The sequence below is a fragment of the Parafrankia sp. BMG5.11 genome (assembly GCF_004337455.1).
In genome coordinates this window covers 169,607-181,435 of the sequence record NZ_SJXI01000036.1, presented here as the reverse complement: position 1 = coordinate 181,435, position 11,829 = coordinate 169,607, and the positions used below count along the sequence as shown (strand labels likewise).

At 73.9% G+C, this 11,829-nt stretch carries 12 protein-coding genes; 1 reads left to right on the top strand and 11 read right to left on the bottom strand.

Annotation, left to right across the window (positions count from 1 at the left end; genetic code table 11):
- Positions 1-87: 87 nt before the first annotated feature.
- The 10 genes from E0504_RS24640 to pdxS form a co-directional block, all read right to left on the bottom strand.
- A complete protein-coding gene (locus E0504_RS24640; protein ID WP_071061720.1) occupies positions 88-642 on the bottom strand; it encodes an adenine phosphoribosyltransferase in 555 nt (184 codons plus the stop codon).
- 124 nt (positions 643-766) lie between these two features.
- Positions 767-2,020, bottom strand: coding sequence for a protein translocase subunit SecF (gene secF, locus E0504_RS24635; protein WP_112109194.1), 1,254 nt, complete (start codon positions 2,018-2,020; stop codon positions 767-769).
- A 1-nt stretch (position 2,021) separates the two neighbouring features.
- Positions 2,022-4,082 (bottom strand): protein translocase subunit SecD, encoded by a 2,061-nt coding sequence (secD, locus tag E0504_RS24630; protein WP_131625962.1) that lies wholly within the window; start codon positions 4,080-4,082, stop codon positions 2,022-2,024.
- 238 nt (positions 4,083-4,320) lie between these two features.
- Positions 4,321-4,851 (bottom strand): preprotein translocase subunit YajC, encoded by a 531-nt coding sequence (gene yajC, locus E0504_RS24625; RefSeq protein WP_071061714.1) that lies wholly within the window; start codon positions 4,849-4,851, stop codon positions 4,321-4,323.
- Between the two features lie 112 nt (positions 4,852-4,963).
- The gene (gene ruvB, locus E0504_RS24620; protein ID WP_112109208.1) at positions 4,964-6,025 is read right to left on the bottom strand and encodes a Holliday junction branch migration DNA helicase RuvB; all 1,062 of its coding nucleotides are present in this window, start codon (positions 6,023-6,025) and stop codon (positions 4,964-4,966) included.
- A 31-nt stretch (positions 6,026-6,056) separates the two neighbouring features.
- Positions 6,057-6,761, bottom strand: coding sequence for a Holliday junction branch migration protein RuvA (ruvA, locus tag E0504_RS24615; RefSeq protein ID WP_112109209.1), 705 nt, complete (start codon positions 6,759-6,761; stop codon positions 6,057-6,059).
- Positions 6,758-7,294 carry a crossover junction endodeoxyribonuclease RuvC gene (gene ruvC, locus E0504_RS24610; protein WP_112109192.1) on the bottom strand — a complete coding sequence of 179 codons (537 nt, stop codon included), beginning with the start codon at positions 7,292-7,294 and terminating at the stop codon, positions 6,758-6,760. The genes ruvA and ruvC overlap by 4 nt, the downstream gene beginning before the upstream one ends.
- 115 nt (positions 7,295-7,409) lie before the next feature.
- On the bottom strand, positions 7,410-8,165 hold the full coding sequence (locus tag E0504_RS24605; RefSeq protein ID WP_071061710.1) for a YebC/PmpR family DNA-binding transcriptional regulator: 756 nt from the start codon (positions 8,163-8,165) through the stop codon (positions 7,410-7,412).
- Positions 8,162-8,773 carry a pyridoxal 5'-phosphate synthase glutaminase subunit PdxT gene (gene pdxT / locus E0504_RS24600; RefSeq protein ID WP_071061708.1) on the bottom strand — a complete coding sequence of 204 codons (612 nt, stop codon included), beginning with the start codon at positions 8,771-8,773 and terminating at the stop codon, positions 8,162-8,164. Before pdxT ends, E0504_RS24605 begins: the two co-directional genes overlap by 4 nt.
- Positions 8,770-9,735, bottom strand: coding sequence for a pyridoxal 5'-phosphate synthase lyase subunit PdxS (gene pdxS / locus E0504_RS24595; RefSeq protein ID WP_020462622.1), 966 nt, complete (start codon positions 9,733-9,735; stop codon positions 8,770-8,772). The genes pdxT and pdxS overlap by 4 nt, the downstream gene beginning before the upstream one ends.
- Positions 9,736-10,616: 881 nt before the next feature.
- On the opposite strand from pdxS, the gene E0504_RS24590 reads away from it, so the two are divergent.
- Complete coding sequence (locus E0504_RS24590) at positions 10,617-11,336, top strand: hypothetical protein (protein WP_112107088.1); 720 nt, start codon at positions 10,617-10,619, stop codon at positions 11,334-11,336.
- On the opposite strand, the gene E0504_RS24585 is transcribed toward E0504_RS24590, so the two are convergent.
- Positions 11,249-11,812, bottom strand: a complete 564-nt coding sequence (locus E0504_RS24585; RefSeq protein ID WP_112107089.1) for a hypothetical protein — start codon at positions 11,810-11,812, stop codon at positions 11,249-11,251. The two genes, E0504_RS24590 and E0504_RS24585, sit on opposite strands and share 88 nt — an antisense overlap.
- Between the last annotated feature and the right edge of the window lie 17 nt (positions 11,813-11,829).

The following is an 11,829-nucleotide window of genomic DNA, read 5'->3' as shown; positions in this document are numbered from 1 at the left end:
GCCAGAGGCCGGCGGGCAGGCCGTTCGCGTCAATGCCGAGCGCCGGTCACGAACCGTGACCGGACACGGGCGACGCGCCGGACACGGTCAGATCTTCATGATCGAGGTGATGTCGAGCGTGCCGGTCCGGTCGCGCCCGGAGAGGAAGGTCAGCTCCATCAGCACCGCCAGCCCCACCACGTCGGCGCCGCACCCGCGCAGCAGGGTGTGCGCGGCGGCCGCGGTGCCGCCGGTGGCGAGCACGTCGTCGACGATCAGGACCCGCTCACCCGTCGGGACGGCGTCCTCGTGGATCTCCAGGACGGCCGTCCCGTACTCCAGCGCGTACGCCTCGCTGCGGGTCCGGCCGGGCAGCTTGCCCTGCTTGCGGATCGGGACGATGCCGGCGCCGACCCGGTCGGCGACCGGGGCGGCCAGCAGGAAGCCACGCGCCTCGATGCCGGCGATCGTGGTGGCGCCCAGCCCGCGGGCGAGGTCCGCCAGCGCACCGACGACCACTCCGAAGGCGGCCGGAGTCGAGAGCAGCGGGGTGATGTCCTTGAAGACGACTCCCGGCTTGGGGAAGTCCATGACGTCGCGCACGTGGGCGCCCAGCACGGCCTCGGCCGCGCTCAGGTCCGGCTGGCTGTCGACGCTTGTCATCGTGGTGACCTCTCCGATCTTCGTTGTCGCCGCCCCGCGGGCGGCGGTTCGCGCCGATGTCGTGCCGGTCGTGGTTCTGCCGGTCGTGGTTCTGCCTCTGTTACTCCGTCGCGGCGGGCCGCCCCTAGCGTCGCTTCTTGCCGCTCGGGCGGCCTCGCTGGGACGGTTTGCGGTTCGGGGCGCGGCGCTGGGCCGACGGCATGCCACCACGCCCGGCCGCGCCGCTGGCGGCCCCGGCCGGGGCCGCGCGCATCCCGGTGGCGATGCCGACAGTGTCCGCCGGATCCCGGCCGTCGTCGCGCCGGTCCGAGTCCGGGTCGGCCAGTGGGACGGCCGTCTCCGGATCCGCGCCGCGGCGCGCCGCCGGCCGGCCGCCGCCCCCGGACTCGGTCGTCTTGGCCGCGCGGGCGGCGCTCGCCCGCGCCCGCAGTACCCGGGCGTCGAGTGCCTTCACCGCCGGCTCACCTCGCTTGAGGTCGACCAGCAGCGGGGTGGCGAAGAACAGCGAGGAGTAGGTGCCCGAGGCGATGCCGACGAACTGGGCGAGGGCGAGGTCCTTGAGCGTGCCGGCGCCCAGCAGGCCGGCGCCGACGAACAGCAGCGAGGCCACCGGGATGAGCGCGATCAGGGACGTGTTCAGCGAGCGGACCAGCGTCTCGTTGAGCGCGTCGTTGGTCGCCTCGGCGTAGGTGCGCCGCGAGGACGTCGCCATCCCCGCCGTGTTCTCGCGGACCCGGTCGAAGACGACCACCGTGTCGTACAGCGAGAAGCCGAGGATGGTCAGGACGGCGATGACCGTGGACGGGGTGACCTCGAAGCCGACGAGCGAGTAGACACCCATCGTGACGATGAGGTCATGGATGAGCGCGGCCATCGCCGCCGCCGCCATCTTCCACTCGAACCGGATCGACAGATAGATCATCACCAGGACGAGGAACACGATCAGGCCCTGGATCGCCTTGCTCGTGATCGTCGATCCCCAGGACGACCCGACGGTCGAGACGGCGATGTCCTCGTCCGGGTTGGCGACGTGGAAGTTCGTCGCGAAGTCCTTCTGCAGCGCCTCGGTCTGCTGGTCGGTCAGCGTGGGCGTCTGCACCCGGAACTGGCGGGACGTCTCGAGCTGCTGGACGACGCTGTCGGACGTGTCGATCCCGTTCTTGCTCAGAAGGCTGTCGACCTGCTCGACCGTCCCGCCGTTCGACGGGAACTGGAAGACGGCGCCGCCGGAGAACTCGATACCGAGGGAGAATCCCCGGAAGATCATGCTGAGGGCGCAGATCGTGATCAGCACGCCGGACACGATGTACCAGACACGGCGACGGCCGACGAAGTCGACGCTGAACTCGCTGCGGTAGAGCCGACCTATCAACGACATGTCAGTGCTCCCGCCTCTGTCCGGCCGTGCGTCGGCCCGCCACCCGCGGCCCCGTGCCCGGCTTCTCGAGCCGGGGTCCTGGATCCGGCGGGTCAAGGTCACCGGCGGCCCGTGGGCCGCCGTCCTCGGCGCCGGGAGCGCCCGCGTCCGCGCGCCGGGTCAGTCGCGGCCGGTCCGCCGCGGCGGCACCGCCGGTCGACCGCACCATCAGGCCGGAGAAACGGCTGGTACTGAACAACGGCCGCCGGACCAGCGCGGTGACCAGCGGACGGGTGAAGATGAACATGATCAGGACGTCGATGAGCGTCGACAGGCCGAGGGTGAAGGCGAAGCCCCGGACCGACCCGACCGACAGGACGTAGAGCACCGCCGCGGCGAGGAAGGACACGGTGTCCGCGGACAGCATGGTGCGCCGGGCCGCCGGCCAGGCCCGTTCGACGGAGGTCCGTACGCTGCGGCCGGCCCGGACCTCGTCCTTGATCCGTTCGAAGTAGACGACGAACGAGTCGGCTGTCACACCGATCGACACGATCAGTCCGGCGATGCCGGCGAGCGTCAGGGTGAACCCGATCGCGTCGCCCAGCAGGACGACCGAGGCGTAGATGAGCGCCGCGCTGACCCCCAGCGAGGCGATCACGACGATGCCCAGCGCCCGGTAGTACAGGAACGAGTAGATGATCACCAGGCCGAGCCCGATGGCGCCGGCCAGCAGCCCGCCGTGCAGTGACTCGCGGCCCAGGGTCGGGGAGACCGACTCGGCCTGCGAGCGCTCGAAGGCCAGCGGCAGCGCGCCGAAGCGCAGGACGTTCGCGAGGTCCTCGGCGTCGGACTGGGAGAAGCTCCCCGAGATCTGCGCCGAGCCGGCGATCCGCTCGTTCGTCTGCGGCGCCGACTGGACGATGCCGTCGAGCACGATCGCGACCTGCTTGCCGATCGTCTTCTCGGTCAGGTTCGTGAACTTGGTCTGGCCGGAGCCGGTGAAGTCGACGTTGACGACCCACTGGCCGGTGGTGACGCTCGTGCTCCCGCCACCGCTGCTGAGCAGGCCCGCCGAGGCGGTGGACACGTCGGTACCCACGAGGGCCGCGGGCTGGAGCAGGTACTTGGTCGTCCCGTTGCGGTCGCAGGCGGCGATCCAGTCCTCGGGGCGGTCCAGGCTCACCGAGGTGCTCCGCACGCCGGTGGCCGAGCAGGTGAGGTTGGCGAACTTGTCCGCGACGTCGGCGGGCGGCGTCGGCGCGTTCGGGTCGACCGCCGCGTTCGGATCGGTCGCGGCCGGACTGGTCGCGGCCGGACTGGTCGCGGCCGGGTCGGTCGCGGCCGGCTGTGTGGCGGCGGGCGCGCTGGCCGTGGGAGCGGCGGCCGGCGCGGGCGAGGCGGACTGGTTGGTCGCGGCCGCGAGCTCGATGCGGGGCCCGGAGCTCCCGGACCCGCTCGTGAAGCTGGCGGGCTGGGCCACCAGGCCGGGCTGCTCGCCGATGCCCGGGGCGGGCCCGAGCGCGGCGGGCCGCTGCGAGGCGGGCGCGGTGGCCGTCGGCGCCGGCGCGATGTCGGCCGGAGCGGGTGTGGCGCCCGGCGTCGGCGTCGCGCCCGGCGTCGGCGTCGCACCCGGCGTCGGCGTCGCACCCGGGGCGGGTGTCGTACCCGGGGCGGGTGTCGCGGGAGCCGACTGCGCGACGTCGGCCCGGTAGACCTCGCGGAAGCGCAGCTCAGCGGTCTGGCCCACCAGGTCGACGACGTCGTTGCGGCCGCGGCCCGGCACGGAGATCTCGATGGTGTTACCCGCGCGGCGGACCTCGGCCTCGGCCACGCCGAGGCCGTCCACCCGCTCACGGATGATGTCCACGGCCTTGTTGAGAGCCCCGTTGTCGACCGATCCGCCGGTGATCGAACGCGGGGTGAGGATGACGCTTGTCCCGCCCTGGAGGTCCAGGCCGAGCTTGGGCGTCCAGACCCCGGTGACGGCCATCAGGCCGTAGAGGACGGCGAGCAGAGCACCGAGTACTCCGAGCCGGGCGCCGACGGAGACGCCTCCGGAGGCTCGTGCCGAGCGACGTGCCAACGCCAAGTCCCTTCCTCACACACCGTCACCGATCCCGGCGGCGCTCAACGATTCCGAACGAGTGTCACCGAGGGTACGTTCCGACGGCCCGGCTGTGACACCACCGGCTGCCGACAGGCGCGTGACGGTCAGCGACGGCAGGCACCACGGCCGCACCACAGACCCCTAGCGGCCGCCCGCGCGCCCCCTGAACCGGGCGCAAGGGGGCGCGAAACGCCCTACAGCCACGGCGCGCGCCCTACAGTTCCTTGCGCGGCGGCCGCGCGGCGTCGTCCGTGCTCTCGGCACCGCGGCCGGCCCCGCTGCCGGTCGCTCCGCCGGCACCGGTGCCGGCGTCCCCGCTCCCCGTGCCGGAGTCGCCACCGAGGGACTTCCCGGTCGCGTCCGGGCCGGGTCCGTCCGTGTCCGGGTGACCGTCGGTGTCCGGATGGCCGTCGGTGTCCTCGTCCGTGTCGCCGTCCTGGCCGGGCGTGCTGATCACCCGGGCGATCGCGCTGCGGCCGAACCGGCAGACGACGTCCGGCGCGATCTCCAGCAGGACGTCGGCGCCGTCCATCTCGACGACGGTCGCGTAGAGGCCGGCGGTGGTCAGGACCAGCGTGCCGGGGACGATCTGGGAAAGCTGCTGCTGCTGCGCACGCGCACGGCGCCGCTGGGTCGAGAAGAAGTAGACGATCAGAAGGACGATCAGTATTGGGAAGATCAGCCCACTGATGGAGCTGCCGCCGTTGTTGTCCGCCGCGCTTGTCACGGCCGCGATTACCTGCACGTCCCGCCCTCCTGGGTGTCGCGGCTGATCGTACGTATCCGCGCCACACCCACAGCGGGCAGGCCGGTGGTGTGTTCCCCGAAGGCACCGGCCGACCCACCCGGACGGCGGTTCAGGACGCCGGCGGGTCCTCCCCGAACAGGGCCGCCGGTGCCTGTGACCTGCCGAGTTGGTCCGACTGGGGCTCGAGGCCCAGGTGGGTGAACGCGGCCGGGGTCGCCACCCTCCCCCGGGCCGTGCGGATCAGCAGGCCGGCCCGGAGCAGGAACGGTTCCGAGACGTCCTCGACCGTGTCGGCCTCCTCGCCCACCGCCACGGCAAGGGTGCTCAGCCCCACCGGCCCGCCGCCGAACCGGCGGACCAGCGCGTCGAGCACCGCCCGGTCGAGCCGGTCCAGACCGAGAGCGTCCACGTCGTAGATCCGCAGGGCGGCGCGGGCGACCTCACGGGAGACCACACCGTCGGCACGGACCTCCGCGTAGTCGCGGACCCGGCGCAGCAGCCGGTTCGCGATCCGCGGGGTGCCCCGGGAGCGGCCCGCCACCTCGACCGCGCCGCCCTCGGTCAGCTGGACGCCGAGCAGCCGGGCCGAGCGCGTCAGCACCAGCGCGAGCTCGGCGGCGTCGTAGAAGTCCATGTGGCCGGTGAAGCCGAACCTGTCCCGCAGCGGGCCGGTCAGCAGGCCGGAGCGGGTCGTGGCGCCGACCAGCGTGAACGGCGCCAGGTCGAGCGGGATCGCCGTCGCGCCCGGGCCCTTGCCGAGGACCACGTCGACGCGGAAGTCCTCCATCGCCGCGTACAGCAGCTCCTCGGCGGGACGGGCGATGCGGTGGATCTCGTCGAGGAAGAGCACCTCGCCGGGCGTGAGCGCGGTCAGGATCGCCACCAGGTCACCGGCCCGCTCGATCGCCGGGCCGCTGGTCATCCGCAGCGGCACGCCGAGCTCCTCGGCGATGATCATCGCCAGGCTTGTCTTACCCAGCCCGGGTGGACCGGACAGGAGCACGTGGTCAGGCGGGCGGCCGCGGCCGCGCGCCCCCTCGAGCATGATCGAAAGCTGCTCCCGCACCTTGCGCTGGCCGACGAACTCGTCCAGGTTCTTCGGGCGCAGGCCGGCCTCGAACGCCTGCTCCTCGGGGGCCGCCGCCGCCGAGACCAGGCCCTCGCCGCTCACGGCGACCTCCAGGGCGTCGTCATCCGGGGCGTCATCGCGGCCGCAGCACGGCGAGGCTCGCCCGCAGCAGCGCCGCGGGGTCGACCGGACCGGCGGGGTCCGCGCCGCCCGCCGCGCCGTCACCCGTCACGCCGTCACCGCCGTCGGTCACGGCCGCGCCGTCGCCGGGGCCGTGCAGCGCCGTCCGAGCCGCGACCACCGCGTCCAGCGCCTCCTTCGCGGAGTAACCGAGGCCGACCAGCGCGTCCCGGACCTGCTCGCCCGCGGCGCCGAGACGCGGATCCGCGGCGGCCGGCGGCGGCGCCGCGGCGCGCGGCGGCGGGACCGGGGATGACGGCGGGCCGAGCCTGTCCCGCAGGTCGAGCACGATGCGCTGGGCGCTCTTGCGGCCGATGCCCGGCACCTTGGTGAGCGTGGCCAGGTCCTCCTCCGCGACAGCCCGACGGATGACGTCCGGGCTGTGCACGCCGAGGACGGCCTGGGCGAGCCTGGGCCCCACCCCGGCCGCGCCCTGCAGGATCTCGAAGACGTCCCGCTCGTCGGCGTCGCGGAACCCGTACAGCGTCAACTCGGTCTCCCGGACGACGAGGGTCGTCGCCAACCGCGCGCGCTCGCCGACCCGCAGCCGGGCCAGCGTCGACGGCGTGCACCACACCAGGACGCCGACGCCGCCGACGTCGACGACCGCCGAGCCGGGCGAGAGCACCTCCACCGTGCCGCTGACCGACGCGATCATCGCCGGCCACCCGGCACGCCCGGGCTCCGCGCGGGGGTCGCGGCGCGCATCCGGGCCAGTGCCGGCCCGCGCCACAGATGGCACAGGGCCAGGGCGAGCGCGTCGGCGGCGTCCGCCGGGCGCGGCGCCTCCGGAAGATCCAGCAGCTTCGTCACCATGAACCCCACCTGGGCCTTGTCCGCGCGCCCGCTGCCGGTGACGGCGGCCTTGACCTCGCTCGGCGTGTACAGACCGATCGGCAGCCCGCGCCGGGCCGCGGCGACGATGGCCACCGCGCCGGCCTGCGCGGTGCCCATCACCGTGCGCACGTTGGCCTGGCTGAAAACCTTCTCGACCGCGACCGCGTCCGGGCGGACCCGGTCCAGCCACTCGTCCACGCCCTCGGAGACGGCCCGCAGCCGGTCGGCCACCTCGCCCGAGGCAGGCGTGCGCACCACGCCGACCTCGACCAGGCTGGCCCGGCGGCCGGGGCCGCCGTCGACCACCCCGAGGCCGCAGCGGGTCAGCCCCGGGTCGACTCCGAGTACACGCACCGAGCCCTCCCGACCACACTGACGAACATCCGTTCGATCCTAGTGGCCGGGGCAACACCGACATCCACGACACGCCGAACAGGCGACCGCCCGGCAATACCCGGACGGCGCGGGCTCAGCTGGAGACGAGCTCCATCACGTCGTCGGAGATGTCCGCGTTGAACCAGACGTTCTGGACGTCGTCGAGATCCTCGAGCGCCTCGACCAGCTTGAGGACCTTCCGGGCCGGCTCCGCGTCGAGCGGGACGCTCACCGAGGGCAGCCAGGAGATGTCCGCCGAGGCGACCGTCAGGTCGGCCTCCGCCGCCGCCACCCGCACGGCGTGCAGGTCGGTGGCCTCGGAGACGACCTCGAACGCCTCCCCGACGTCGTTGACCTCCTCCGCCCCGGCGTCCAGCACGGCCAGGAGGATGTCGTCCTCGGTGAGGTCGGGCGTCTTGTCGATCAGGATGACGCCCTTGCGGTTGAACAGGTACGACACCGAGCCCGGGTCGGCCGGGGTGCCGCCGTTGCGGGTGATCGCGACCCGGACGTCGGAGGCGGCCCGGTTGCGGTTGTCGGTGAGGCACTCGACGAGCACGGCGACCCCGCTCGGCCCGTAGGCCTCGTAGGTGACCGACTCGTAGCTCACCCCGCCGGCGAGTTCGCCGGAGCCCCGCTTGATGGCCCGGTCGATGTTGTCGTTCGGCACCGACTGGGACTTCGCCTTGGCGATCGCGTCCGCCAGCGTCGGGTTGCCGGCCGGGTCGCCGCCGCCCGTCTTGGCCGCGACCTCGACGGTCTTGACCAGCTTGGCGAACAGCTTGCCCCGGCGTGCGTCGACGACCGCCTTCTTGTGCTTGGTGGTCGCCCACTTGGAGTGACCGCTCATGACCTGCCCCTCTTGAGCCCGAGCTCGGATCGGACGATCTCCACGAACAGCCGGTGCACCCGGATGTCCCCCGTCAGTTCAGGATGGAACGACGTGGCCAGCAGCGGCCCCTGCCGGACCGCGACCGGCCGGTCGGCGACCCGGGCCAGTACCTCGACGCCGTCCCCCGCCTTTTCTACCCACGGTGCCCGGATGAAGACGGCGTGCACCGCCGGCCCGTCGACGCCGTCCACCACCAGGTCGGTCTCGAACGACTCCACCTGGCGGCCGAATGCGTTGCGCCGGACGACCACGTCGAGCCCACCGATGAGCGGCTGGCCCGGGCGGCCGTCGATCACGTCCTGCGCGAGCAGGATCATGCCCGCGCACGAGCCGAACACCGGCAGACCACCGGCCACGGCGGCCCGCAGCGGTTCGAGCAGGTCGAACACGCGCAGCAACCGCCCGATCGTAGTGGACTCGCCACCGGGCAGGACCAGGCCGTCCAGCTCGGCGAGCTCACCGGCCCGGCGCACCTCACCGGCGTCGGCTCCGGCCTCGCGCAGGGCGCGGACGTGCTCGCGCACATCGCCCTGCAGCGCCAGGACGCCGATCCGCGGGACGCTCACCAGCCGCGGGCGGCGAAGCGCGCCTCGGGCGGGAGCTCGCCGACGTTGATGCCGACCATGGCCTCACCGAGGCCGCGCGACACCTTCGCCAGCACGCCGGGGTCGTTGTACATGGTCGTGGCCTCGACGATCGCCCGGGCGCGCCGGGCCGGGTCGCCGGACTTGAAGATGCCGGAGCCGACGAACACGCCGTCCGCGCCGAGCTGCATCATCAGCGCCGCGTCGGCCGGGGTGGCGATGCCGCCCGCGGTGAACAGCACGACCGGCAGCCGGCCCAGCCGCGCGACCTCGGTGACCAGCTCCACCGGCGCACGCAGCTCCTTGGCCGCGGCGTAGAGCTCCTCGGACGGCAGCCCCGACAGCCGCGCGATCTCCGACCGGATCGTGCGCATGTGCACCACGGCGTTGGAGACCTCGCCGGTGCCCGCCTCGCCCTTCGAGCGGATCATCGCGGCACCCTCGGAGATCCGCCGCAGCGCCTCGCCCAGGTTCGTCGCTCCGCAGACGAAGGGAACCGTGAAGCCCCACTTGTCGATGTGGTGGTTCGGGTCCGCCGGGGTGAGGACCTCGGACTCGTCGACGTAGTCCACACCCAGCGCCTGGATGATCTGCGCCTCGACGAAGTGCCCGATGCGGGCCTTGGCCATGACCGGGATCGAGACCGCCTCGATGATCCCGGAGATCATGTCGGGGTCACTCATCCGCGCCACGCCGCCCTGCGCCCGGATGTCCGCGGGCACCCGCTCCAGCGCCATGACCGCGACGGCGCCCGCCTCCTCGGCGATGCGGGCCTGCTCGGGGGTGACGACGTCCATGATGACGCCGCCCTTGAGCATCTCCGCCATGCCGCGCTTGACCCGGGCGGTGCCGGCGTGCCGCTCCGCGCCGTCCGCCGGCGCGACGGGGCCGGATGGCGAAGCGCCCGGGGCGGGGGCGGGGGCGGTCAGGCCGTCGGACATCATGTGTCGTCTCTTTCGGGTAGTTCGGACAAGTACTTCGGACGGGATCTCCGGACGGGATCCGCGGTGGTGCGGACCCGCCGGCGGTACCCCGTCGTCCGGTGGTGCTGAGCCGTCCGGTGGTGGCGACCCGTCCGGTGGTGGCGGCCCGACGGTGGCGTCCGCCGCCGGTTCGGGTGCCGCCGGTTCGCCGGCGGCACCGCGCCGGCGCACCGACGGCGGCGGCCCGGTGCGGGGAGCCCCGGCCGGAGGCCGGGAGACCGGTGACCGGCCGACCGGCACGGGCCACGCGGGGACCAGGCTGTTCGGTGGTCGTTCCGGGCCGGACGGACCCGGACGGACATGGATTCGGCTCCATGGTACGGCCGAGACGCGCATGCCCTACCCCATCTTCGGCATCGTGGAGATCACCACCGACGGTGGCGATCTCCACACCGGGGCCCCGCACCAGGCGGCGCACCGGAGGGCACACCGGGTGTCCGTACCGATATCCGCCCGGTGACCAGCGCAGTATCCTGCCGTGCCACGACGCGGAACCTTCCAGGAGAGTCATGACAAGTCCCTACGGCGGTGGACCGCCCGGCCCGCAGCCTGGACCTGGGCAACCTGCTCCTGGACAGCCGCCGTGGGGTGGCGGCGCGCCCGGCGGCTACGGGCCCCCGCCCGGCGCCGGGCCCTACCCCGGGCCGGCACCCAGCGGGCCGTATCCGGGCCGGCCGGGTGGTGGCCCGCCGCCCTTCCCCGGCCCCCCGCCGCCGACCGGGCCTCCGCCAGGCGGGCCGTACACGGCGCCGGGGCCCGCCGGGCCCCAGCCGTGGGCGCGGCCGGGGCCCGCCGGATGGCCCGGGGGGACGCGGTGCCGGATCTGCGGTGCGGCCCCGGCCGTGCCCGCGACGATCCGCGGGCACCAGGGCTTCATCATCTTCATGCGGTTCCGCGCCGAGCACGGACCGTTCTGCCGCACCTGCGGCACCGCGACGCTGCGCGCCATGAACGCGCGAACGCTCTGGCAGGGCTGGTGGGGCATCGCGTCGCTGTTCATCACCCCGGTGATCCTGCTGCTGAACTTCACCGAGCACTCGAAGATCGGCAAGCTGCCCCCGCCGGGGCCCGCCCTCGCCCCGCCGCTGCGGCCGGGACGCCCGCTGTTCCGCCGGCCCGAGGCCCTCGGCCTGTTGGTCCCGCTCCTCGCGCTCGCGCTGGTCGTGGCGGCGATCGCGACGAGCGACCCGAGTGAGGCGGGGGCCCGCTCCGGCGACTGCGTCCGCCGGGACGGCCAGCGGATCTCGATCGTCGACTGCGCGTCACCGCAGGCCCAGTACGTCGTCCTGACCAGGCTGGACGGCGACTCCGACGCCCGGTGCGACCTCTGGACGGAGACGACCGCGAGCTACACGCAGACCGGGCCGGGGCCTGACTTCGTCCTGTGTCTCGGGCCGGTGCCCGGCGCGGGCGCGGGGCAGCCCGACCAGAGCGCCGTGCCGGACCAGCAGGGGACGACGCGCAACGCGAGCGCTCAGGCTCCGGGGATCCCGGCCGGGTCGTCCGAACGGGGCGGGGGGTCCTCCTCCCGGGCGGGCAGCGCGTCGTCGATCTCGAAGTAGGCGGGCAGCGGCCGGCGCCCCGACAGGTGCAGGACCCGCACCAGGCGCCGGCCGGCGAGCGAGCGGACGTCGCCGACCGCGTCGTTGTGGAACTGGCGGGCCAGGGCCACCCGGGCCGCCGCCGAGTCGACGGCGCGCACCTCCTCCGGGGCGCGCTGCCCCACGGCGACGACGGCCGGGGCGCGCAGCGCCCGGCTCAGCGCGTTCTCCGCGTCCTCCGCGGTGGTGCCCAGACCGGCGCCGGCGAGCAGGGCGACATGGCCGGCCCGGGCACGCTCGGCCATGTCGGCGAGTTCGGCGAGGTCACGGCGGCGGGCGAGCTCGTGCGCCGCGTCGGCCCGGGCCATGAGCTGGACCACGAGGCCGGCGCGCGCCGCGTCGACCCGGCCGGCCAGCCGGTCGAGCCGACTCGCCAGCCAGGTCAGGTAGGTGGCGATCACCACTACGGCCACCACCACGACCACCACGACTGTCATCTCGCGCAGCGTAGTCA

Bases quoted from the DNA above. Each gene is read 5' to 3' on its own strand.
- E0504_RS24640 (WP_071061720.1), bottom strand. From the start codon at position 642: ATGACAAGCGTCGACAGCCAGCCGGACCTGAGCGCGGCCGAGGCCGTG.
- secF (WP_112109194.1), bottom strand. From the start codon at position 2,020: ATGTCGTTGATAGGTCGGCTCTACCGCAGCGAGTTCAGCGTCGACTTC.
- ruvA (WP_112109209.1), bottom strand. From the start codon at position 6,761: ATGATCGCGTCGGTCAGCGGCACGGTGGAGGTGCTCTCGCCCGGCTCG.
- E0504_RS24605 (WP_071061710.1), bottom strand. From the start codon at position 8,165: ATGAGCGGTCACTCCAAGTGGGCGACCACCAAGCACAAGAAGGCGGTC.
- pdxS (WP_020462622.1), bottom strand. From the start codon at position 9,735: ATGATGTCCGACGGCCTGACCGCCCCCGCCCCCGCCCCGGGCGCTTCG.
- E0504_RS24585 (WP_112107089.1), bottom strand. From the start codon at position 11,812: ATGACAGTCGTGGTGGTCGTGGTGGTGGCCGTAGTGGTGATCGCCACC.